The organism is Microbacterium sp. GbtcB4 (assembly GCF_019091465.1).
Taxonomy (GTDB): domain Bacteria; phylum Actinomycetota; class Actinomycetes; order Actinomycetales; family Microbacteriaceae; genus Microbacterium; species Microbacterium paraoxydans.
This window is the reverse complement of sequence record NZ_JAGXJJ010000009.1, coordinates 1-21,880: the sequence shown is the minus strand read 5'-3', so window position 1 is coordinate 21,880 and position 21,880 is coordinate 1. Positions and strand designations below refer to the sequence as shown.

The window sequence follows — 21,880 nt, the reverse complement described above, 5'->3', positions numbered from 1 at the left end:
CAGTCTACGGGGCCTCACTTCTCTGCGGAGTCCGCGATGCGCAGGTCGAGCGGAACATCGATCGGGAAGGTGCCGAACAGGCGGGTGGTGGCGACGGCAGCGGCCTCGCGGACGGCGTCGGCCGCGGCCTCCGCGCGCTCCTGCGGCGTGTGCAGGATCACCTCGTCGTGCAGGAAGAACGCCAGGTGCGGTTCCCGGGCGAACGGCCCCGATGCCTCGGCCGCGCCGAAGACCTCGGGGAGCTGTGCCAGGCGGTGACGGATCTCGGCGAGCCAGATGAGCGACCACTCCGCCGCGGTGCCCTGGACGACGAAGTTCCGGGTGAAGCGCCCCCACTCCCGTGCGCGGCGGCGTGCGTGGGAGACCACGGCGGGATCGGCGTCGGCGCCCGTGGCATCGGCCTGCAGCCGCATCCACTCCGCGGACGGACGCGGCGAGGAGCGACCGAGCCAGGTCGAGACGATGCCGCCATCCTCCCCGACACGCGCCGCGTCGTCGACGAGCGCCATCGCACGCGGGTACACCTTCCGCAGCCGAGGAACGAGTCGCCCGCTGTCGCCGCTGGTGGCGCCGTACATCGCACCAAGCACCGCGTACTTCGCCTCCTCGCGGGTCGCGACGGCACCCGACGCGACGACCCCCGCGTAGAGGTCGCCGCCGCGCGCCGCGGCCGCCATCGCCTCATCGGACGCCATGGCCGCGAGCATCCGCGGCTCCAGCTGGGCGACGTCCGCGACGACGAGGGCCCAGCCCGGATCCGCACGCACCGCGGGGCGGAGGTTGCGCGGCAGTTGGAGGGCACCGCCGCCGGCCGACGCCCACCGTCCGGTGACGACGCCTCCGGGGATGTACACCGGACGGAAGCGGCCGTCCTGCACCCACTCCGACAGCCAGCTCCAGCCGTTCGCGCTGAGCAGTCGAGACAGCTTCTTGTAGGCGAGGAGCGGTTCGATCACCGGGTGCTCGTGGGCGGACAGCTCCCACTTGCTCGTCGACTCCACCGACACGCCCACGCGGTGCAGCGCCCGCAGCAGCTTCGGCTGGCTGTCCAGGTGCAGCGTGGGGTCGTCGAGCAGGGCCCGCACCTCGTCGCCGCGCTCCACCATCCGTCGGGGCAGCCCGCCCGCGGCCGGACGAGCCCCCAAGGTCTCGGTGAGGATCGCATCGTGCACCCCGGCGTCCCACGGGAGCCCCGCGACGCGCATCTCCTCCGCGATCAGCCCGCCGGCCGACTCCGCGGCGCACAGCAGCGTCAGGCGCCCGTCGGCCGCCTCCGCCATCACGGTCCGCTGTGCGCGGTACTGCTCGAGTGCCGCGGCGATCGCGTCCTCGCCGGACTCCTCGTCGAGGACGTCGAACAGGGACGGGGTGGTGTCGACCGGGTCGCGGCGCTCCCACGCCGCCGCGGGTACCAGCGGCGTGGACGCCATGGCCGTGTCGCGCAGGATCGCGTGGCAGAGCACGAGATCATGGCTGCGCGTGATCCTGACGCCTTCGCTCAGGAGCAGCGCGTAGATCTCGGCCGCGCTACGGATGATCCACCGCGGGGCGTCGGCGGCTTCGACCGCGGCCACCCATCCGGCGAGTTCCGCCGCGGGCAGGAGCGTGCGCTGCTGCTCCTCGTCGTGTTCGTCGAGCTCGATCGCGGCGTACGCCCCCGCACCGAGGCCGACCAGCGCGAGGCGTCGCTCCGGGCCCGACGCCGGCGCCGTCACGGGCGGTGCAGGCCGGATGCGCTCATGAAGAGAGTCCCGACTCCTCGGTGCGCACGAGGATGCAGCCGCACTCGGGGCACGAGACGACCTCGTCCTCGGGCGCGCGACGGATCTCGTTGAGATCGGTGCCGGGGAGCATCATGCGGCAGCCTTCACAGGTTCCGCGGGTGAGGAGCGCAGCTCCGGCGCTGTTCGCGGCGCGACGATCGTACTCCGCGAGCAGAGGAGCGGGAACGGTGGCGGCGACGGCCTCCCGGTCCCGGGCGAGCTGGGCGCCGAGCTCGGCCGCCGCAGCGACATCGGCCTTGCCCTGGGCGGTGAGCGCGCTGCCCTCCGCGGTCGTCGCATCCAGCAGCGCCTGCTGCGCGGCCACGGCGGCGTCGGCTTCCTCGACCCGGCCCATGACGTCGAGTTCCGCGTCCTCCAGGTCACTCAGACGCTTGGCGAGGCTGGCGAGCTCGTGCTCCAGGGCCTGCGCCTCCTTCGGGTTGGTGGCCGCCGCGAGGCGCTGGGCGTCGCGGTCGCGCCGCTGCTCCGCCAGCGCGACATCCGATTCCAGCCGCGAGAGCTCGGTGCGGGCGTCGTCCCTGGCGCCGGTCAGGACCGTGAGCTCGCGGAGCTGCTCCTGACGGATGGCGACGAGCTCGGCGATCCGGCCCGCCTGGCTCGGCTGCGTGCGGGCACGCTCCGCCTGCGCGATGCGCCGGTCGAGGTCCGCGATGTCGAGCAGGGTGCGCTGGTTCTCCGGGGTGGCGTTCACGCTCTCAAATCTAGTCGCTGCCGGGCCGAGCGCCGCATCATCGGATGTCGCCGTCCACGTAGAGCCACGTCCGGTTCTCGCGGACGAAGCGGCTGCGCTCGTGCAACGATCCACGCGTGCCGCCCTGCCGCCAGAAGGCCTCGAACTCGACCACGCCCTCCGTGTCGAACGGGCCGCCGGCCACGCGATCCACGATCACCAGCCGACGCCACTCGAGGTCGTCCTCGAAGGCGATCGTCTCCGGTCGCGTCTCCGGGTGCCAGGTACGGAGCAGGTACGCCCCGTCCTCCCGCACGAAAGCCGTGTAGCGCGAGCGCATCAGTCGCTCGGCGGTCGGCGCGGATGCCCCGTCGAGGAGCGGTCCGCAGCAGGCGGCGAACGTATCCCCCGAGGCGCAGGGGCAGCGGAAGGACGCCGTCATGGGAGCGCGACGATCAGGGTCATGCCTGCCAGCATCGCGCGGAGGGCCGTGATGCGCCAACTCGCCCTACGCTGGAGGCACGCCAACGCCAGGAGCATCGATGACCACTGTCCCCACCTTCCGCGCCCACAACGGCTTCGCCCTGCCGGCCCTCGGTCTTGGCACGTATCGGCTGAACGGTGACGCCGGGGCGGAGGCGGTCGCCCAGGCGCTCCGTGCGGGTTACCGACTCGTGGACTCGGCGTTCAACTACGAGAACGAGGGCTCCGTCGGGCGCGGCGTCGCGGCCTCCGGCGTCCCCCGCTCCGAGGTCATCGTGACGACGAAGCTCCCCGGACGGCACCATGCCCGCGCGACGGCGACCGCCAGCATCGAGGAGAGCCGATCCCGCCTCGGCCTCGACGCGACCGACCTGCACCTCATCCACTGGCCGAACCCGAGCCAGGACGAGTACGTCGAGGCATGGGCGGCTCTCGTGGACGCCCAGTCGCGCGGCGTCGTCCGCCAGATCGGCGTCTCGAACTTCCTCCCCGAGCATCTCGAGCGCATCGAACGGGAGACCGGGGTCCGGCCGGTCGTGAACCAGATCGAGGTGCACCCGTACTTCCCGCAGGAGGAGCAGCTGGCCTATCACCGGGAGCGCGGCATCCTCACCGAGGCCTGGAGCCCCCTGGGGCGTGCGCAGGCCCTCCTCGACGAGGATGTCGTCCGCGAGGTGGCCACCGCTCACGACATCACGCCCGCGCAGACCGTCCTCGCCTGGCACGTGGCCAGGGAGACGGTCGCGATCCCGAAGGCGTCGTCCGCAGAGCACCAGGCCGCGAACCTCGCCGCCGCCGCGGTCGTGCTCGACGACGCGGAGGTCGCCGCGATCACCGCACTCGGACGCGCGGACGGGCGCCTGTTCGACGGCGATCCCGCCGTGCACGAGGAGTCCTGAGCCGCGAAGGCTCAGACGCTCTGCGTGCCGAGTACGCGCAGGAACTCCAGCTTTTCAGCCGCCTCGCTCCCGGGCTGCGCCGTGAGGACGATGAGCGCCTGCGACTCGTCCTCCGTGAACAGCGCCTGACAGTCCACCTCGATCTCCCCCAGCTCCGGATGAACGATCACCTTGTGCTGCTCGAAGCGACGGGCGACCTCGTGAGCCGCCCAGAGCTGCACGAACTCGGGGCTCCGTTCCGACAGATCCGCCACGATCTCCCCCGCCCGCGACCGCGCGCCCATCGTCCCGTACGCCGCGCGCAACGCCGCCACCAGCGCCCGTGACTGCCGGGGGTGATCGACTTCCCGGTATCGCCGCCGTTCCTCCCCCGGGCGCGCGAACCAGCGGTGGATGCCGCTCCGGTCGAGCCCGGTCAGCCCGCTCGCGTCTCCGATCAGCGCGCGCGAGGCGTCGTTCTGCACCAGCACCTCGTCGAGCGCCGAGACCACGAACGCCGGGGTGTCGTGCAGACGGTCGAGCACCCGGAGGATTCCGGGACGGACGTAGTCGGTGATCACCGCCCGATCGGGAGCGCTGAGCCCGCTGAGCCGGTAGAGGTAGTCACGCTCGTCCGAGGACAGCCGCAGCGCGCGGGCGAGGGCGGCGAGGATCTGCGCGCTCGGCTGCGGGCCCCGACGCTGCTCGAGACGCGTGTAGTAGTCCGTCGACATGGTCGCCAGCTGTGCGACCTCCTCGCGGCGCAGTCCGGCCGTCCGTCGCCGAGTCCCCTCGGGCAGGCCCACGTCGGCAGGACGCAGCGCCTCCCGACGGCGCAGGAGGAAGTCGGCCAGGGCATCGCGATCCATCCGTGCAGTATCCCCCGGACGCGGGACGGGATCCAGGGACCGCCGATCCCCCGATCAGCCGTCTCTGGAACGGGGCCGGTACAGCGCCGAGGCTGAGGTCATGGACATCACCGGAAACACCATCTTCATCCCCGGCGCGACGAGCGGGATCGGTCTGGCGCTGGCGCTCCGGCTGCAGGAGCGCGGCAACACCGTGATCGTCGGGGGACGCCGCGGGGACCGGCTGACCGCGATCACTGCCGCGCATCCCGGGCTCCACACCGTCCGCATCGACATCGCGGACTCGGCGAGCATCGACGAGGCCGCGGCCGCGGTCCTCGCCGCACATCCGACGCTGAACGTGCTGATCACGATGGCAGGCATCATGCGCACGGAGGACTGGACCACGCCGGCCGGCTTCCTGTCCACCGCGGAGGAGACCGTCACGACGAACATCCTCGGCCCGATCCGTCTCATCGCCGCCTTCATCGAGCACCTGCGGGCCCAGCCGTCGGCGACCATCATGACCGTCTCCTCCGGTCTCGCGTTCGCGCCCCTGAAGGTCACGCCCACGTACAACGCGAGCAAGGCGGCGATCCACATGCTCAGCGAGTCGCTGCGGCTGCAGCTCGCGGGTACGACCGTCGCGGTGCAGGAACTCGAGCCGCCCGCCGTGCGCACGGACCTCATGCCCGGGCATGCGGAGAACGAGGCCGCTCTGCCGCTCGACGCGTTCGTCGACGAGGTCATGACGCTCATCGAGACCCAGCCCGACGCGACCGAGATCCAAGTCGAGCGGGTGAAGTTCCTCCGCTACGGCGAGGCGCGGGGCGACTACGACGAGGTCGTCACGGTCCTCAACCGCACGGATCCGCACGGCCGGTGAACCCCGGTGGGGCGGACCGCCGCCCCACCGGCGTCACTCCTGCAGGGATGCGGCGACCGCGGTGAGCGCGTCGGCGGACTGCCGCAGCAGGTCGAGCTCCCGATCCGAGAACGCCGTCGTGCGGATCGGCACGGCCCCGGCGGCGCTGACGATCGACGGCACGGACAGGGCGACGCCGTCGATCCCGTGGAAGTCGCGGAGAACCGTGCTCACGGGCATCACCGCATGCTCGTCCCGGAGGATCGCCTCCACGATGCGCGCGCTGGAGAGCCCGATCGCGTAGTTCGTGGCGCCCTTCCCCTGGATCACCTTGTAGGCGGCGTCGCGGACGTCGACGGCGATCTCGTCCAGCTCCTCCAGTGTGAAGCGCGGGTGCTCCGGCGTCTCCCAGTCGAGGATCGGGACCGTGCCGATCGTCGCCCGCGACCAGAGCGGGAACTCGGTGTCGCCGTGCTCCCCGATGATGTGGGCGTGCACACTCGCCGTGGACACTCCCGCCCGCTCCCCCAGCTTCCAGCGCAGCCGGGAGGTGTCGAGGACCGTTCCGGAGGCGAAGATGCGCTCCGAGGGCAGGCCCGTCTCCTGCTGAGCGATGACGGTGAGCACATCGCACGGGTTCGTGACGATGACGTAGACCGCGTTCGGCGCGACGGACAGCAGCTCCGGCATCATGCGCCGGATGATGCCGGCGTTCACCCCGGCGAGCTCGGTGCGCGTCTGTCCCGGGTTCTGCTTCGCTCCCGCCGTGATGACCACGACATGGGAACCGGCCGCCACCGAGATGTCGCTGCCCCCGATGATGTCGCTGCTGCCGGTGAACTGCGTCCCGTGCGCGAGGTCCAGCACCTCCGCCTCGACCTTCTCGGTCGCGATGTCGTAGAGGGCGACGTGGCGGGCCGAGCCGCGGATCAGAGCCGCGTAGGCGACGCTCGATCCGACGCTTCCGGCGCCGACGACGGTGAGCTTCGAGTTCTCGATGATCTCCATGCGCCCATCCTGACAGCGCGAGCGCCGCGACGGCAGGGGTGTCGCCGGGAGAATCGCGGGCTCGTCAGATCGCGGCGGCGACCGCTTCGGCTGCTGTGCGATGGGTGAACCGGAAGCCGGAATGCTGCAGCGCCTCGGGCCGCACATCGGCATCCGGGAGCAGCAAGGATTCGGCGGCGTCGCCGAGAGCGAGGCGCAGGGCCCACCGGGGGGCGGGCACCCAGAACGGCCGGTGCATCCGCTGCGCGAGCGCGCGACCGATGTCGTTCGCGGACGCCCGGGTGGGCCCGGTGAGGTTGACCGGCCCCGCGAGCTTCTCATCGAGGACATGGCGGATACCGCGCACCTCGTCGTCCAAGGAGATCCACGGCCAGATCTGCGTACCCGGCCCCAGCGGGCCGGCGACGCCGAGCTTCGTCAGCGTGATCATCGGCCGGAGCACACCCCGGCGGTGGATGACGGGTGCCGTCCGCAGCAGGGCGACCCGCGTGTGGTCCTCGGCCCGCCGCGCCGCGGTCTCCCAGCGCACCGTGAGGTCGGCGAGGAAGGTGCTCCCGGGGCCGGAGTGCTCGGTGAGCACCTCGCCGGGCGCCGACCCGTAGTAGCCCACGGCGGAGGCGGAGAGGAAGGCGGGCGCGTCGGTGCGCAGGGCGCGCAGAGCGGTGGTGAGCGTGTTCGTCGCGTCGAGCCGCGATTCGACGAGCTGGCGACGGTACCCACGCGTCCACGGCAGCCGGCCGACGCTCGCACCCCCGAGGGCGACGACGGCCTCCGCCCCGGCGAGTACGTCGGGATCCAGGGACGCCTCCCCCGGAGCCCACTCGATCTCGCCCTCCGCCTGCGGGGGACGTCGCACGAGGGTGCTCACCTCGATGCCGTCCGCCCGCAGGGAGGCGGCGAGAGCAGAACCGATGAGGCCTGATGCCCCGCTGATGACGATGCGTCGCGTCATTGCGCTCCCCGCTGCAAACGTTACGGGTGGGCCCTGCCGGGATCGAACCGACGACATCCACGGTGGAGTCCCCACACTTGGCACCCATCGTAAACCTCTTCGCGGGGCGGGAAGCATCGTGACTCGCATGGTGAACGCCGCGGTTGTCACCGCCGCCCTTAGTCAGATGATGGAGGTCGCGATGGATCGGGACAACATGCAGTCCGTGCGCCTCTCGATCTTGAAGCGCCGCATCGTGTCGCTCCAGAACCACGTCGACGAGCAGTCCATCGAGGTCGATACACCGTAGCCGCCGTCGGCTCCTGTGAACGACGCGCTCAGCGAATCGCCGTGATTCCTGGGCGCGTCGGTCGTCGCGGGCGTTTCGAGACGCTCCGTACGGTCATTTCACAGGCTCTGGAGGGGGCCTTCTAACCCGAGGAGAGACACATGCACTTCCAGGACATCACCGCTCTTGAGATGTTCATCGATTACCAGCGCGCGCAGAACCTCGCCGTGACGACGATCCGCAACCGTAGGAGCATCCTGACCACCTTCGCACGGCGCACCGGGACGCTCGTCGAGTGTGACGTGTTCACCCTGCGCCGTTACATCGGTCGCGACGACGCCGTGAGCGCCGGCACGCGCCGCACCGAGCGCGGCGCGCTGATCGCGTTCTACACGTTCCTGCAGGACGAGGGCCTGCGCGATGACAACCCCGCGGCGAAGCTGCCCGTGGTGCGCGTCCCGAAGGGCCAGCCCCGCCCGTTCACGCCCGAGCAGATCGACGCGATGCTCACCTCGGGCGCGTACGCGAAGACGCGGGCGATGATCCTCCTGGGCTACTACCAGGGCTTCCGGGTCTCGTCCATCGCCCGCGTCCACGGCCACGACATCGACCTCGACGGCCGAACCATCGCCACGCTGGTCAAGGGCGGCAAGGAGCGCCGCCTCCCGCTCCACGACGTCATCGCCGACCTCGCGCTCACGATGCCACGCGACGGCTACTGGTTCCCGGCTCGCGGCGGGCAGGGCGGCCACATCCGGGCATCGTCGGTAACCGACCTCATCACGAAGGCGAAGGTACGCGCCGGGATCACAGACCCGAAGCTCACGCCGCACTCGCTCCGCCACGCCTTCGGAACCGACCTCGTGGAGCAGGGCGTCGACATCCGCGTCGTCCAGGAGTTGCTTGTGCATGAGCACCTGTCGACGACGCAGATTTACACCGCGGTCAGCGAGCGTCGGAAGCATGACGGCATTCGCACGCTCACGCCGCGCGAGGTGCCCGCACGGTCCGGGAGGGGTGCCGCTAAGATCGCGGCATGAGCAAGCCAACGATCGTCGAGCTAGCAGCGTGGATCATTACCGGAGTCCTCGCGCTCATCACTCTGGTTCTGGGCGCACTCGCTGCGGCGGCCAGCGCTGGAAGCGTCGCTCCGGCTGCAACGGCAGAGTTTGGGATCGCAGCCGGAGCCCTGGCCCCAGTTCTGGCCGCCGCGCTTGTGCTTAGCGGTCTGCGCGTCCTGCTGGCTTCCCGGGACGCTCAGCGCGCACCGGGTCGGTAGACGACGCCGACGCCGCCGCCGATGATGCCCATGACGGTCGTGACGACGCCGCCGGTCGCGAGCACCTGCGGTGCGATGTCCGGGAGCCAGATGCCCGCGATGCCGGAGGCGAGGGCAGACGCGGCCGCGGTCGCGAGGGTGGTCCAGTAGACGGCATCCCGGACGCGGGGCGTCACGGCCGGGCGGTACTCCTCCACGGGCGACGCGGTGTCCTCTGTGCTGGTCACGGTCGTGGCGTCGGCGATGAGTGCTGCACGCCGGGATCGGGGGGTGATGTCGGTCATGGTCTTTCCTTTTTCAGGGGGTGATGATGCTCCAGAGGATGCCGCCAGCACTGAGCAGGAGCGCGAGGACGCCGGTGATGCGGCCCCACGTCGCGGCGCTGTCCTCTTCGAGGTCGTTGAGGCGCTCGTCGTGCCGGGCGAGGGTCTTGCCCTTGTCGTTGAGCCGCGCCTCGTGCTGGTTGAGGGTGCCCTCGTGCTGGTCTAGCCGCTGGTCGTGGCGGGCGAGCGTCGCCGTCAGCATGCCCTCGATGCGAGCCACGCTGATCCGAAGGTCGGTGTCGTCGCCAGGCACTGTCACGCCTTTGGCGTCGAGAACTCGCCGCGTACGCCCTTGAGCGGCTTGAGCCCGTTCATCGCGCGACGGGTGTTCACCATGTCGAGGGCGGACTTCCAGCCGGCGTTGTTGACGTTCTCGACGTCGCCCCACAGGGTGCGCTCCTTTGCGGATGCAGAGGCGCCCTGGACGTGGAACGTGAGCTCGCCGACGACGGCGCGGCGGCTGCTCTCGTCCTTGTTCTGGGTGTTGTAGATGACGCGCATGGTGATGTCTCCTTGCTTCTCAGGCGTCAGCGCCGTGACGATCGGTTTGCCGTGGTTCTTGTCGCGAGCACGGATGTACTCGAAGTGGTGGTTCTCGTTGGGGACGTAGAGCCGGTTTCGGATGAAGCCGTTGTCGGCGAGGATCGCGACGACGCGGGCGTTCACCCAGTCGTCGGAGTCGAGCGCGGTGCCCTTCGTGTGGAAGGCGAGCGGGTCGTCCGGGTGCAGTGCTTTGGAGTGTCCGGGATAGGGCCCGCGGCCGGCGATGTACGCCTGCCAGGCGTTGTACATCCGAAGCTGCGTGCTGCGCTTTCGGTACGTCGAGTTGACGTCGATGTCTCGGTGAAGCTCGGCACGCACCTTAGCCTCCGCCCGACGGAACGCCGCCGCGGCCTCGGGTGTGAACTCGACGCCGGGGCGGACTGTCTCGATGACGAGGCCGCCCATCACCCCGCCTCCTCGAGTGCGGTGATCCGCTGTGCGAGCAGGTCCACGGCCTGGTGGAGCTGCGCGTTCTGTGCCATGAGGAGCGCGATGAAGTCGATGCTGTCCGGGATCGGCTCGCCCTCGTCGCCGACGGTGGTGTAGACGACGAACGGGCGGAGGTCTTCGGACTCGTCGAGCCGTTCGGCGATGTACCCGTACTTCCACGAGCCGTCGCCGTGACGCATCTGGTAGCGGCTGAGCGCCGGCCAGATGTCGCCGAGAGAGGCCGGGTCAATCTCACTGACGAACTTCTTGTACCGCTCGGACGAAGCGTTACGAGAGAGGCGACCGTCGCCGTTGATGTAGGCGACGGCATATCCGGAGGTCGCCGGGGTCGCGCCTGCGGCGTAGATGTTGCCCTGCACGATCACGTCGCGCCCGAACTCCCAGTTCCTGTTCGTGCTGGGAACGGATGCCGCGACCTTGTCGTCGACATACTCTTTGTTCGCGGCGTGGCCTGCGGAGCTGGGGGTCTGCGTGGCGAGCTGGCCACCAGTGGTGTAGACGGGCACCTTCCCGCCGGGCGAGCTGCCGGCGGTGGTGGTGAGCACGATCCCGAGGTTCGAGCGCGCCGAGGCGGCGGTTTCCGCGCCAGTGCCACCCTTCGCGACCGGGGTCACGGCATTCGTGCGCTGGGCGATGTAGTCCCGTGTCTTGTTCTCCTCGGTTGCGAGGGTGTTGGCCAGCTCGTTCCCAGTGAGGATGTCCATGCCCGCTGCTGCGGCGTCGTCACCGGTAGCCATGTCGTCTCCTACAGGTTGTTGATGGTGCCCGGGAGGGCGTTGATGGTGCCGGGGAGCAACACGATCGCTCCGGCGGGGGTGTCGGTAGTGCGGGAAGTCACGGTGACCCGGTTCTTCCCGAGGTCGAACTCGACCCGCTCCGCGGTACCGAGCTGGATGGGAGTGCCTTCGAGGATCGCGCTGAGCGGCTGCTCCGCCGCCTCCGTCCACCGTGCAACCTTCTCCGCGGTGACCGTCCGCCCGCGTCCCTGCGCCCGTTGCACGGCGTACTGGGCGCGCCCGGGACCCGGGTAGGGGGCGTTGATCTCGCGGAGCACGACCTTCGGGTTTGTGATGCCAGGCATGACGTAGGTGTCATCGCGGGTCTGCGCGATGCCGTCGCGGTCATCCCACGAGTAGCGGAACACGGCGCCCTGGAACCAGTCGTCGGAGTCTCGGGAGAGCTCCTCACTCGCGGCGATGATGTTCACGCCGTCGCGGAAGGTGATGCTCCCCGATGCGCGGTACTCAGCGTTGCGGAGGGACCACGCACGCGCCTCGTTGCACACGAGGCGCAACCCGAGGGCCTGCACCAGCGGGGCGAGGAAGTCCAGCGCCGACATACCCGCCGACCAGTAGAGCGCATCCCTGTCGGGAGCGTCCCGCACAGGGGTGCGGATCGACGCGGACGCTTGCGGTGTCTCCGCCCACTCGTATGTGTAGTCGGCCGTGTTCGCCGACCCGCCGGTGAAGGGCTCCGGCAGGAACGGCCCCTCCGTGAGCATCACGACACTTCCGTAGTGGAGCTGCCCCTCGGTGTTCCCGGCGGTGTCCACGATGATGTACGCGTACCGGGCGAGCTTCGGAGGGATCGCCGTGACCTTGAGGCGGGTCCACACCGTGGTGGAAGTCATAGTCGGTGCGGAGGAAGTGACGGCGCCAGGAAGGCTCTTGCCGTTCTCGTCGCGGAACGCCAGGCGAATCGTCGCATTCCGCGCGGTGGAGGACAGTAGGTAGATCGAAGCGGTGTACTGCTTGCCGGGAGTGACCGCGCACACCTTCGTCGTATCGACGCCGTTCCATCCCCCGGCCTGCACGATGCTCGTTCCCGCGTTCGCGCGCCAACGTACGACGGACGAGCCGACCGGTGCCGTCACCGGGGGTGCGACGGCGGTAAGGTTCGATGCTCCGGTGGAGGTGACCCACCCGCTTGTCCCAGAGTGCCCGGTCGGGAACGGGATCAGGTTAGTGACGTCCCACAGCGGGTAGACAGACCCGGTAGGCCCGCTGATCGCGACCGCCGCGCCGATAGCTGCAGCGATGACCGCCTGACAGAGAGCCTTGATGTCGGACGCGTAACTCATCATGTCGATCCCGGCGACAGGGCGGTGATCGCCGAGGAGCGCCTCGTCGGAGGCCAGCGTGAGATTCACCCGGGAATCCGCGCGGGAGGGTGACGCGCGACGGATGCCGAGGTCGAAGGTGCGCGGCGTCCCTGTCGGCACCTGCACCGGACCCTCTGGCGTCTCGGTCCACTCCGAGTCCGCCCACACGTCCACCGCGAGACGGTGGTTGTCGCGAGGGTCGAGGTCCTCGAACAGCGCCGCGTCCTCGACAGCGAGCTGCACGGTGCCCTCGACGTGTGGTGCGCTCCCGGAGTCGAACACGATGCGGCCCGTGTCGTCGGACATCGATACCTCGATGTCTGCTGGAGTCCCGAGGATGCGCGCCGCGTAGATCGGTTGGGTGGTGCTCACGGGATGACCTCCACGAAGGGCACCACGATCCACCATGCGGAGCGCGTGTCGTCGTCCAGTTCGATGTCGAGCTGCTCGCCCTCGGGACCGATGACGAAGGACATGTCGATAGCCGGCACGTCGGCGTCGCTGATGGACAGCACCTGCGGCACGGACAGCGCGGCATAGGCGGAGAGAGCGTCGGCCTGATCCATGAACAGACAGCGGAACTCGCCGCGGCGGAGACCAGCGGGACGGAAGGTGATGTCGGGGTTCGGCCGGTTGAGGATGTCGTGGACAATCGAGCGTGTCGTACGGCTCGCCTGGTAGCCGTCGATGAGCTCGGGGGTGATGGTCCCGGCCGTGTGCGTGATCGTCGTCATGTCAGTCCCATTTCGCCAAGCCAGCCGCGACACCGCCGCGCACCACGTCGACCGTGATGGTGCGACGGCGAGCGGTAAGCGCGTTGATCCTGCGCTCCGCCGAGGACGTGTCGGCATTGACCTTGACCGTGCCGGACTTGATGCTGCCCGCCTTGTCCTCGACTCGCTGGATGTCCTCGGTGGCCCGCTTCGTCTTCGCGTTGACGGCCACTTCGGTTTCGTCGGGGAGGCGGTAGATCGCATTGCCGAGCGCGTCGGTCTCCCCCGTTGCGACTCCCACGGTCATCGCGTACTGGTACGCGGTGCGCTCGGCGAGACTGGCGGCGTCAGCGCCGCTGATGTACCCCTCCTCCGTGGCCTTGAGGACGGCCTCCAGCTCGCGCACCCGACCGCTCGTGACGGAGGTCGTCATTCCGTTCGCGGCAAACGCTTCGGTTAGACGGTCAAGCTTCGGCCCACCCGAGGCGAGGGCGTCGATCACGTCGACCTGATCCCAGCCCGAGACATTCGCGAGGTCCGTCACCTGCTTGTACTTCTCGGTCTCGCTCGTCCACTCGCTGATCCGCTGGGTGTAGCCCGCCGCGGAAAGCGCCCCAGCCACGTCATAGGCGAGACCGAACGCAGATTCGCGGGCCTCGTCCGCGGACTCCTGCACCTCGTTGAAGTGGTTGACCATGACGCCCGCGGCTGCCGCGACGGCTAGACCGGCGGCGGCACCTGCGGGCCCGAAGTCCGCGAAGGCGTTGGCGGCGACCTCCTGGCCAAGCTCGGCGATGGACTCGAAGGAGCCGTCGAAGCTCGCCGCGGTCTCGCGGGCGGACTGCATCGCCTCGTCCTTGAGGCCTTTGACGCCCTCCTCGGCCTTCTCGAAGCCGCGGGCGCTGGAGTCGCCGATGTCGTCGAACGCGTCCTTGGAGCGCCGCTGCACGTCCTGGAGGGAGTCCTCGATCCCGTCGAGAGCCCGCTCGCCGTCGCGACCGGCGTCGCGGAACTCGTCGCCGATGCCCTCGACGGCGCGCTCCGCTTGCTTCGCGGAGAGCCCCATCGCGCGGAGGGCGTCCTTGATGTCGTCGTCGGACTTCCCCGCCTTGCGGGATGCCTCGACGAGCTTGGCGGCGAAGCTGTCGACCGGGCGGGTGGACCGTGCCGATTCGTCGCCGACGCCCTCGACGGCGGCCTCCAGGTCGGCGAGGGCCTTCTCGCCGTCCTTCGCGCCTTTCGCGACGCCGGAGGCGTTGAGGCCGATGTCGATCTCGAATCGTTTGCTCATGATCCTGTGGCTTTCTCGATGGTCTCGGCGACCGTCCGGTAGGCGGTCTGCGCGTAGAGGGACCAGGCCCGCGGGATGAACTCCCGGAGCGCGGGATAGACGACGCGCCCGGTCTTGACGTAGTGCCAGAACTGGCGCTGCGTGCGCCGGGTGACCGATCCGCGGCGTGTCTGATAGGTGGCGTAGTCCTCGCGGTAGGCGCCGAACTCGGTCTCGCGAGGGAACTTGCCGTTGGCTCCGGCGATGAGCTTGGCGCCGCGATCGGAGACGTAGACGGTGGCGGGAGCCACCAGGCGCTTGTGGAAGATCGCCTCCCCGGGCGACTTCTCGGCCAGGAGCTTTTTCCACTCCGGGACGATGACGCGCTTTGTCTGCGCGCGGGCTTCCTTCGCGACCTCGCGCGGGATGGTGGCCATGACCTGGACGAGCGCGGTGAGCGTGGGGCTGCGCCGCACGTCGAGCTGCATGGCCACCACTCGCTTATGCGCCTGGCGCTGCCACGGGCACCGGCCGCGGGCGGCCCTGGACGCCGTGGGTAACGGACGAAGTGGCGACCGCGTTGACCTGCCCGCCGATGGAGCCGGGGGCGATGAAGATGTCGGCCTCCCATCCGAGGCCGCCGCGGACGACCTCGAAGAGCATGGTGACCTTCTCGCCCTCGTGCTCGTACAGGTACATCGAGAGGGAGTCCGGGGTCTCCCAGTCCTGGGCGTAGTCGAGCTGCGCACCCCAGGTCGTGGCGGTCGGGAAGTTGTAGGTGGCGTCGGGGGTCAGCCCGTTCCAGGTGACGTTGCCCGTCGTGGGGGTGAGCGTGACGCCGGAGACGTGCTTCTCGTAGTCGGACTCCGCGATGCGCAGGAGCACGTCGCGGAGGACGATGGGCTGGACTTCGATCTGAGGCATGAGTGTGTGCTCCTAGCTTGGGTCGGCTGGTGCCGGCGGGGCGGTAACGGGGTTGGTCGTGATGACGGTGATACTCAGCCGCCACCCGAAGTAGGCGTCCCAGAACACCGCCTTGGAGGCGCTGATGCGGTAGAAGCTGGTCGAGGAGAGCGCGGCTTCGTAGAGCTCAGCCACCGACTCGTCCGCGTCCGCTTCGGCCTTGCGCACGTCCATGCGGTTGGTCGCGATGCAGACGTCGACCGTCGCGGCGATCTTCGAGAGCGGGGCCTCCGGGAAGGGCTCGAAGCCCGTGTACTCCAGCCACATGAGGGGCCGAGAAAGGGCGTGCATCTTGTCGGGGATGCCGTCCTCGGCCTTCCAGTCAGCGGGCACGAGCGGCTTAAGTACGCCGAACACGTACTCGCGGACGGTGGGCGTGTCGGTGTCAGTAGACATCGGGCTTCCCGTCCTCCGGGCGGATGATGCCGCGGATGGTCTTGTCGAGAGGGCGCGGAGTGTAGCTGAACTGCCCATCACCGACGTCTCCGCCGCCGGACACCCGGCCCGCGTTCCAGAGGTTCTGCGCCTGCCGGAGCTGCGCGTAGACGTAGTTGAAGGGCGGGTCGGTCGGCTCGGCGTCGAGGACCGCGAGCACGGCGTCGAGGTGCTGGGAGACTCCGAAGCGTGCGAGCGCGTCCTCGATCGCCGAGCCGAGCGTGGCGGGCTCGGGAGCGTAAGCCAGCACCTGGATGCGTGAGGTCTCCAGCAGGAAGCCACACGTCTCCGAGTCCTCGATCGGCGCGTCGGCCCATGCGCCAAGGAGGCGTCCTTCGTCGGAGGTGCTGTACCAAGCGGTCATGTCTACGCTCCCGCGTCTCTCAGGCGGCGGGGTCGTCGGTGCCGAGGAGGATGAGCGATTCCTCTCGAACGACGAACGTCTCCAGGTAGCCGAGCACGGCCTTGTCGACGCCGCCTCGGGCGATGTCGAGTGCGTCGACCTGGATAGGCGTGGTGCCCTGCTCGCGGAATTCGATCGCCCCCTTGGCGCCGGCGGCGACGGCGGGCTCGGCGGGGTCGAGGCCGGTGAAGTAGGTCGCCGGCGCCTTCTTCACGATCACCTTGCCGTCTGCCTGGCCTTCGCCGGTACCGGCGCGCACGGAGAACTGCACGTACTCGGGAACGAGGTCCTTCGGCGTGAAGAGCAGCTGACGCCACGCGACCGGGTTGACGACGGCGAAGGCGGGCTCGTCCTCGTTGTCGTTGACGCCCTCGATCGCGTCGATGAGCATGCCCATCGCGATGGGGTAGTCGTGGCCCGCGACCGCAGGGTAGGTGCCCGGTGCGACGAGTCGCGAGTTGTCGGTGCCGGCCGCGGCGGCGATGATGTCGGTGAGCGCGCGGCGGTCGGTGACGCGGGCGTACGAGTCGACGACGAGCTGCAGGAATGCCTCGATGACGTCTGCGCCGCCTTCGAGGTCGAACCACTCACGGGCGATGTCAGCCGCCCAGCCGTACTTGCGGAGAACCGACTTCTGGGTCGCGGTGGTCGCTCCGCCGGACGGCATCTCGGTCTTGTTGCCCGACCACTCCTGAACGAGCTCGCCGCTCGCATCGATGGTGAAGCCGGAGCGTCCGCCGAGCTGGATGCCGCCGAAGAGGTGCGTGGCCAGGTCGATGTACTTCCGCGCGTACCGGCGACCCTGCCAGAGCTTGCCAACCCATGCGGGCTGCAGCACCCCGCTCGCGGCGGTGGTGAGTCCGCCGTTGGCGTTGTACTTGATGTCGGTGAGCGCCGCGAGCAGGGTCTCGGCGTCGGACGTGTCGCCCATGCCGTTCTTGATCTTGGCGATGGACGCGAAGACCGATCCGAGATCGACCTCCTCTTCTCCCGCCGGGGCGGATGCGAGCAGCGTGTCGGGGACCTTGGCCCCGGTCTCTGCGACTGCGGATGCGGTCATGGTGGACTCCTCTTCTTCGGTGTCTTCCTCAGCCGGGGCGGCGTTGGTCTCGTCGGTCACCTTCGTGACCGTGGTGGTGCTCACGTTTTCCTCGACGCGGCGCCACTTCGCGCCGTCCTCGTCGGTGAACTCAGTGACGTACTGGGATCGGCTGGAACGCTCGGGGGCGTCGTACTCGCTCGGCACTGCCGCGTCAGTGTCTTCGGCGGCGAGGAGGGTGGCACCGGCGAACGCCGGCCGCTCGACGAGAGCGGCGCCGAACAGGCGCCCGCCGGTCGCTTTCCCGTTGCGGATGGTGACCTTCGCAACCTCCGCGGAGAGGTTCTTCCGCTTGCCGGATTTCGCGTCGGCGAACGCTGCGCGGCCCTCTTCGGTGTTCGCGAACTTGAAGGTTCCCATGACGCCCTCGGGCTGCTCCCACGCCTTCGCGATCCCACCGACGACGTCCTCGCGTTTGTGCTCGATGTTCAGCGGCGATCCGGTGGTGTCGGCCGGGAGAGCGAAGACGCCGCTCTCGACCTCAAACTCGCCGAGGTTGGATCGGCACTTGACGCCGAACGGGACGAGGAGGCCGGTGGCGGTCAGGTCCTCTTCGCTGAATGCCAGCGTGCCGGCGTCGATGATTACTGCATCCATGTCTCAGTCCTCACTCGTGAGCGGTGTGGTGGGGTTGGGGGTCGTCAGGTAGTGGGAGGCGTCGACTCTGATCGACAGTCCTGGAGGGCAGACGTCATCGAGGGAGAGTCGATCGGCGATCGCGTCGGCGAACTTTTCGAGTCCGAAGTCCCAGAGCTCATTGCGCTGTGCGCCTCCCGCCTCGGTCGAGTAGTGGATGTCGCCGCCGCCAGACTGCTTGCTACCTTCGATGAGGTCAGCGGGGATACCGGCGTGGTTGGCGATGTCGAGGCGGTTCGCGTTGCGACCCGACTCAAAGAGGTCAGTGGGGAGTGCACCGGGCATGTCGACGGTGACGAAGCTCGGCTTCATGGCGGTGGCGCCGTTCGCGCTCGCGCGGCCCTTGATCCAGAGCTGCCGGAACTTCTCGCGTTCCTCGGGCGTCCAGGACTTCCACTGCTCAGCCTCGACCGTGAGGATGGTCTGCGGGATGGGGTTGTCGATACGGTCGCGATAGGCGGCGCCGATCGCGCGTGCATCGCGAAGCGCTTCGATGCCGTCGTTCATGATCCCGTTCGACTGGTAGCCCAGCGGGATCGCGACGATGCGCTGGCGATACTGCGGGCTGACGGACGGCTCGACATCGATCTGGCCAGTCTGCGCGTTCATGCTCCACCAGCCCTTCGGGATGTGGATCGCGTCGACCGGGTATCCGTCGTCGCCGAGCTTGAAACCGATGACGGCCCAGCCGTGCATGAAGAGGTCACCGACGACGCCGTAGCGGAGGCTGCGCGGGCCGATGCCTGAGTCGGACGTGAAGAGCCACCGCGGCTGATCGGTGACCTCGGTGTCGCCGTCGTACTGCCGCCACGGCATCCGGGCGAGGACACCACAGACAATCTCGTAGGACCGCTTGACCGGGCCGATGCGGAGCGCGGTCTGATCGGTCAGTGTCTTCGAGGTGTCGTGCTCGGGCCAGAGCTGAGCGACGGTGATCTCAGTGAGGGAGTCCTGCGGCGTGAACGGTGACAGCGGGAGGACCGGCTGAGCCTTGACAGCCGGTCCGCCGGTGAGGAATTCCCAGACGCCCATGTGATCGAAGATCGGGCCGGTATCCCACAGATGAAAATCACACGGCGAGTCGGAGCTTGCGTCGAAGCTCCGAGAGCGCGTCCTGCGCCTGGGTCTCCCCCGGATGAGCACGCTTCTCGTGAGCGGCTGCGCGCTCCCACCCTTCGAGCTTCGAGAACGCGAAGGCATGCCACACGCCGCATGTCTCGCACACGATGACGACACTGATCTGGGTGCAGTCGAGTCGGATCACTGGTCGTCTCCTAGAACTGGAATACGTCTTCGGGCTTGACGGTCGTCGGTGCGTCGTCGAGGAAGTGCAGGGCGAGGGCCACGGCCTCCAACGGAGACACATCAAATTCGGGATCGGAATCCGGCGGGCCGAATCGGAACGTGCCGTAGTTGCCGAACTTCTGGCGCTTGGCGCGCCGGAGAGCGGCTTCGAGTTGCGGGTGGTGGAAGATCACGAGGTCGCCGTCATCGAGCGCCTTTATGAAGTTCGCGGTCGACCTCGGGATGTCGCCCGGCTTCGTTGCCTGGAGGCTCGGCGCCGGGTTCGCCTTCGCGAGGTGCTTTGTCGCGACAGTCTCGGTGTACCCGTACGCGTCGTAGAACAGCTTCGTGGGCGAACGCCGCAAGCGCACGAGCACCTCCCGCTCCACCCCGGTGTGCCCCTCCTGCCACCACCACATAGCAACGGCTTTCTTCCGCTTCGGCACGGCCTCCCCCGCGATCTCCAGCGCCTCGCTCACAAGGTCCCCAGGCTCGGTGTACTCCCACGCAATCGCGAGGGACGATGCCGAGCCCAGGTGATTCACCTTCAGCGCGGCCGAGAAACGCTCGGGCGCCTCCTCCGGGAACGGGAGCTTGCGGAGAGCGCGGTCGACGAGGGCCGGCGCGAGCGCCACGTCCGCGGCGCCCTCGGTCCCGAACTGACCGCCGTACTCCAGGAGGAAGTCCTCCAGCGGGAACTTGTTGAAGGACCGCTGCGGCGCGTCGGTCAGCGTCGTGAAGCCGAGGCCCGGGTGCGTCAACTCGATCCACTCGCGCATCCGCCCGCCCGTCGCGCCCGTGCGCGGGTGCGGGAGGTCCGGCTCCCACGACACCAGCTCAGCGCGGTCGACGGTCTCGGGGATGCCGTGCCACAGCACCGATGCGTCCTCGTCATGGAGGTTCTCCCAGAGGAGCTGCCCCGTCCGCCACTTCTGCCCCGTGCCAGCCAACACGAACTGCGCACCCGGCTTCGTGTCCATCGTCGGGATCACGGCGCGGTTCACGTCCTCGCCCTGCTCGATGTCCGCCTCACCGGCCTCGTCTCCGAAGGCCATGTCGAAACCGCCCGAGCGGAACATGTCACCGTTGGGCGTACCGACCAGGAGCAGAGATCCGGTGTCGCGGAACTGGAGCTGCTCGCCACCCTTGGACAGACCGATCGCCACCGGGCTCTTCCGGCGGTCCGGCCAGAGCTTGTCGAGGTGCTTCACGATGTCCTCGCGGAACCGCTGCCCCGCCTTGAAGCCGGTCGTGAACATCGTCCACCCGATGGTGTAGTCGTCGCGTGACCAGCACCGCCCGAGCATCACCGCCTGCACCGCCGTCGTCTTCGTCGACCGGCGCGGCTCGAACACCACGTTCATGAAGTTCCCCGCGGCGAGGAGGTCCGCGACCATGAGCTGCATCGGCGACGGCCCGCGCCCCATGTCGCCCGCGCGCTGGCGGTGATCGAGGCGGAGCAGGTGCGCACCCTGGATGAACTCGCCACGCGACTGCTCCGTCGTCACGAGCGCGTCGAGACGTATCGGCGCGAGGTGCTCGATCCGCGACCGCCACTCCAACCAGTTCGCCTCCGACCACAGATCAGCCAGCGTCGGCGTCGCGCTCACCGCTCCCCACCTCGATCGCATGACGTGTGCTCGCGCGAACCGCACACCGAGCACGCCGGCCGATAGTTGGTCCCGGCTGGCGAACCGAAGTGGACGATCACCGCACCGGGCGGCAGGTAGGTCGCGCCGGAGCCGAGAGTGGGCGGTCGAGTCATGCTTTTCTCCAGTTCAGGGGGGGATTTTGCTCTTGGAGCCGAAGGCGGGGGTTGCACGGCGGCTCAAAAAAAGACCGGCTCACCACGGCGCGAGCCCCTCGGTCGATGTCTTTCCCGACCGCCGAGGCGCGATGACCGGCAGCGCCCGAGCCGCCCGACCGTTGGTGATCGCGGCGCCACGCCGTCCACCCTCGGAGCGGTTGCTCTTCACGGTCTCGGGTGCGAGGTTCGAGATCGCGTTGCCGCCGTCCCACTCGATGTGTCCCACGTCGAACGGCATCCCCGGCTCGAGCACAGCACCCGTGCGCCAGCACCTGACCTCGGTGCCGTTGCGCCAGCACGCCCGGACCCGAGCCCGCACGATGCGCGCGTTGCGCAGGTACTCGGGGTCGCGGTGCTTGCCTGTCACGTCTTGTCCTCGAGCGGTCGTACTTCCTCGGCGATCCGGATGCCGCACCGCCCGCACCGGGTGATGCCGACCACAACCATGCGCCCGCCGCGGTGCTCGACGATGCTCACGAGCTGCGGTGCGTGCATCCCGAAGAGGCAAGCGAGACCGGTCATGCGGCATCCTCCAGTTGTTCCGAGAGGACGAACCGGACGCGTGCACCGGGTGACCAGTCCACGGCGTCCAGTTCGTCTTGCTCGAGCAGGTCGAGTAGGTCAGGCGACATCGATCATCTGCTCGGCGAGCAGTCGAATTGCATCCGCCTGGAGGGTCGCGACGGTGGGTGCCAGGAACTCCCGTGCGGCGGCCCGTGCGGCGGCCCCTGCGGCGGCCCCTGCGGCGGCCCCTGCGGCGGCCCCTGCGGCGTCCCGTGCGGCGGCCCGTGCGGCTGCCCGTGCGGCGTCCCGTGCGG

Annotated in this window: 28 protein-coding genes; 4 read left to right on the top strand and 24 right to left on the bottom strand. The window is 69.1% G+C overall.

The window, feature by feature from the left end; all coding sequences use genetic code 11:
- Positions 1-14 precede the first annotated feature (14 nt).
- From KVS71_RS14340 to KVS71_RS14330, 3 genes are read right to left on the bottom strand one after another with little or no spacing between them, the layout of a single operon-like run.
- The gene (locus tag KVS71_RS14340) at positions 15-1,715 is read right to left on the bottom strand and encodes a bifunctional 3'-5' exonuclease/DNA polymerase (RefSeq protein WP_217584875.1); all 1,701 of its coding nucleotides are present in this window, start codon (positions 1,713-1,715) and stop codon (positions 15-17) included.
- Positions 1,716-1,737: 22 nt separating this feature from the next.
- On the bottom strand, positions 1,738-2,475 hold the full coding sequence (locus KVS71_RS14335) for a zinc ribbon domain-containing protein (protein ID WP_060921830.1): 738 nt from the start codon (positions 2,473-2,475) through the stop codon (positions 1,738-1,740).
- Between the two features lie 37 nt (positions 2,476-2,512).
- A complete protein-coding gene (locus KVS71_RS14330) occupies positions 2,513-2,896 on the bottom strand; it encodes a YchJ family protein (RefSeq protein ID WP_060921831.1) in 384 nt (127 codons plus the stop codon).
- A gap of 100 nt (positions 2,897-2,996) precedes the next feature.
- Here KVS71_RS14330 and KVS71_RS14325 point away from each other — a divergent pair, with 100 nt between their 5' ends.
- Positions 2,997-3,836: an aldo/keto reductase gene (locus KVS71_RS14325; RefSeq protein ID WP_060921832.1), complete on the top strand. Its 840-nt coding sequence runs from the start codon at positions 2,997-2,999 to the stop codon at positions 3,834-3,836.
- Positions 3,837-3,847: 11 nt separating this feature from the next.
- On the opposite strand, the gene KVS71_RS14320 is transcribed toward KVS71_RS14325, so the two are convergent.
- Positions 3,848-4,684 (bottom strand): helix-turn-helix transcriptional regulator, encoded by an 837-nt coding sequence (locus tag KVS71_RS14320; protein WP_105949918.1) that lies wholly within the window; start codon positions 4,682-4,684, stop codon positions 3,848-3,850.
- A gap of 100 nt (positions 4,685-4,784) precedes the next feature.
- Here KVS71_RS14320 and KVS71_RS14315 point away from each other — a divergent pair, with 100 nt between their 5' ends.
- Positions 4,785-5,549: an SDR family NAD(P)-dependent oxidoreductase gene (locus KVS71_RS14315; RefSeq protein WP_217584874.1), complete on the top strand. Its 765-nt coding sequence runs from the start codon at positions 4,785-4,787 to the stop codon at positions 5,547-5,549.
- Positions 5,550-5,582: 33 nt separating this feature from the next.
- Here KVS71_RS14315 and KVS71_RS14310 read toward each other — a convergent pair whose 3' ends face one another.
- Positions 5,583-6,536, bottom strand: coding sequence for an L-lactate dehydrogenase (locus tag KVS71_RS14310; RefSeq protein ID WP_105949920.1), 954 nt, complete (start codon positions 6,534-6,536; stop codon positions 5,583-5,585).
- 64 nt (positions 6,537-6,600) lie between these two features.
- Positions 6,601-7,488 (bottom strand): TIGR01777 family oxidoreductase, encoded by an 888-nt coding sequence (locus KVS71_RS14305; RefSeq protein WP_217584873.1) that lies wholly within the window; start codon positions 7,486-7,488, stop codon positions 6,601-6,603.
- A 127-nt stretch (positions 7,489-7,615) separates the two neighbouring features.
- On the opposite strand from KVS71_RS14305, the gene KVS71_RS14300 reads away from it, so the two are divergent.
- A complete protein-coding gene (locus KVS71_RS14300; RefSeq protein WP_217584872.1) occupies positions 7,616-7,777 on the top strand; it encodes a hypothetical protein in 162 nt (53 codons plus the stop codon).
- Positions 7,778-7,917: 140 nt separating this feature from the next.
- Entirely contained in the window at positions 7,918-8,796 is an 879-nt protein-coding gene (locus tag KVS71_RS14295) for a tyrosine-type recombinase/integrase (RefSeq protein ID WP_217584871.1), read from the top strand.
- A 217-nt stretch (positions 8,797-9,013) separates the two neighbouring features.
- Here KVS71_RS14295 and KVS71_RS14290 read toward each other — a convergent pair whose 3' ends face one another.
- The 18 genes from KVS71_RS14290 to KVS71_RS14205 all read right to left on the bottom strand — a co-directional run.
- Positions 9,014-9,319 (bottom strand): hypothetical protein, encoded by a 306-nt coding sequence (locus KVS71_RS14290; RefSeq protein WP_217584870.1) that lies wholly within the window; start codon positions 9,317-9,319, stop codon positions 9,014-9,016.
- Between the two features lie 13 nt (positions 9,320-9,332).
- Positions 9,333-9,617, bottom strand: coding sequence for a hypothetical protein (locus KVS71_RS14285; protein ID WP_217584869.1), 285 nt, complete (start codon positions 9,615-9,617; stop codon positions 9,333-9,335).
- Positions 9,614-10,306, bottom strand: coding sequence for a hypothetical protein (locus tag KVS71_RS14280; protein ID WP_217584868.1), 693 nt, complete (start codon positions 10,304-10,306; stop codon positions 9,614-9,616). Before KVS71_RS14280 ends, KVS71_RS14285 begins: the two co-directional genes overlap by 4 nt.
- On the bottom strand, positions 10,306-11,088 hold the full coding sequence (locus tag KVS71_RS14275; RefSeq protein WP_217584867.1) for a hypothetical protein: 783 nt from the start codon (positions 11,086-11,088) through the stop codon (positions 10,306-10,308). The genes KVS71_RS14280 and KVS71_RS14275 overlap by 1 nt, the downstream gene beginning before the upstream one ends.
- A gap of 8 nt (positions 11,089-11,096) precedes the next feature.
- Positions 11,097-12,824, bottom strand: coding sequence for a hypothetical protein (locus tag KVS71_RS14270; protein WP_217584866.1), 1,728 nt, complete (start codon positions 12,822-12,824; stop codon positions 11,097-11,099).
- The gene (locus tag KVS71_RS14265; RefSeq protein ID WP_217584865.1) at positions 12,821-13,186 is read right to left on the bottom strand and encodes a hypothetical protein; all 366 of its coding nucleotides are present in this window, start codon (positions 13,184-13,186) and stop codon (positions 12,821-12,823) included. The genes KVS71_RS14270 and KVS71_RS14265 overlap by 4 nt, the downstream gene beginning before the upstream one ends.
- Position 13,187: 1 nt before the next feature.
- Positions 13,188-14,456, bottom strand: a complete 1,269-nt coding sequence (locus KVS71_RS14260; RefSeq protein ID WP_217584864.1) for a hypothetical protein — start codon at positions 14,454-14,456, stop codon at positions 13,188-13,190.
- Positions 14,453-14,932, bottom strand: a complete 480-nt coding sequence (locus KVS71_RS14255) for a hypothetical protein (protein WP_217584863.1) — start codon at positions 14,930-14,932, stop codon at positions 14,453-14,455. Before KVS71_RS14255 ends, KVS71_RS14260 begins: the two co-directional genes overlap by 4 nt.
- Before the next feature lie 4 nt (positions 14,933-14,936).
- Positions 14,937-15,359, bottom strand: a complete 423-nt coding sequence (locus KVS71_RS14250) for a hypothetical protein (RefSeq protein ID WP_217584862.1) — start codon at positions 15,357-15,359, stop codon at positions 14,937-14,939.
- A 12-nt stretch (positions 15,360-15,371) separates the two neighbouring features.
- Positions 15,372-15,794, bottom strand: a complete 423-nt coding sequence (locus KVS71_RS14245) for a hypothetical protein (RefSeq protein ID WP_217584861.1) — start codon at positions 15,792-15,794, stop codon at positions 15,372-15,374.
- Positions 15,784-16,197, bottom strand: coding sequence for a hypothetical protein (locus KVS71_RS14240; RefSeq protein WP_217584860.1), 414 nt, complete (start codon positions 16,195-16,197; stop codon positions 15,784-15,786). The genes KVS71_RS14245 and KVS71_RS14240 overlap by 11 nt, the downstream gene beginning before the upstream one ends.
- Before the next feature lie 19 nt (positions 16,198-16,216).
- Complete coding sequence (locus KVS71_RS14235; protein ID WP_217584859.1) at positions 16,217-17,932, bottom strand: hypothetical protein; 1,716 nt, start codon at positions 17,930-17,932, stop codon at positions 16,217-16,219.
- A 3-nt stretch (positions 17,933-17,935) separates the two neighbouring features.
- Positions 17,936-19,003, bottom strand: a complete 1,068-nt coding sequence (locus KVS71_RS14230; protein ID WP_217584858.1) for a phage portal protein — start codon at positions 19,001-19,003, stop codon at positions 17,936-17,938.
- A 37-nt stretch (positions 19,004-19,040) separates the two neighbouring features.
- A complete protein-coding gene (locus KVS71_RS14225) occupies positions 19,041-19,235 on the bottom strand; it encodes a hypothetical protein (protein WP_217584857.1) in 195 nt (64 codons plus the stop codon).
- Between the two features lie 10 nt (positions 19,236-19,245).
- On the bottom strand, positions 19,246-20,865 hold the full coding sequence (locus KVS71_RS14220) for a hypothetical protein (RefSeq protein WP_217584856.1): 1,620 nt from the start codon (positions 20,863-20,865) through the stop codon (positions 19,246-19,248).
- 234 nt (positions 20,866-21,099) lie between these two features.
- A complete protein-coding gene (locus tag KVS71_RS14215; RefSeq protein ID WP_217584855.1) occupies positions 21,100-21,429 on the bottom strand; it encodes a hypothetical protein in 330 nt (109 codons plus the stop codon).
- Positions 21,426-21,584 (bottom strand): hypothetical protein, encoded by a 159-nt coding sequence (locus KVS71_RS14210; protein WP_217584854.1) that lies wholly within the window; start codon positions 21,582-21,584, stop codon positions 21,426-21,428. The genes KVS71_RS14215 and KVS71_RS14210 overlap by 4 nt, the downstream gene beginning before the upstream one ends.
- Positions 21,585-21,683: 99 nt before the next feature.
- On the bottom strand, positions 21,684-21,880 hold a 197-nt coding region (locus tag KVS71_RS14205; protein ID WP_217584853.1), incomplete at its 5' end, for a hypothetical protein.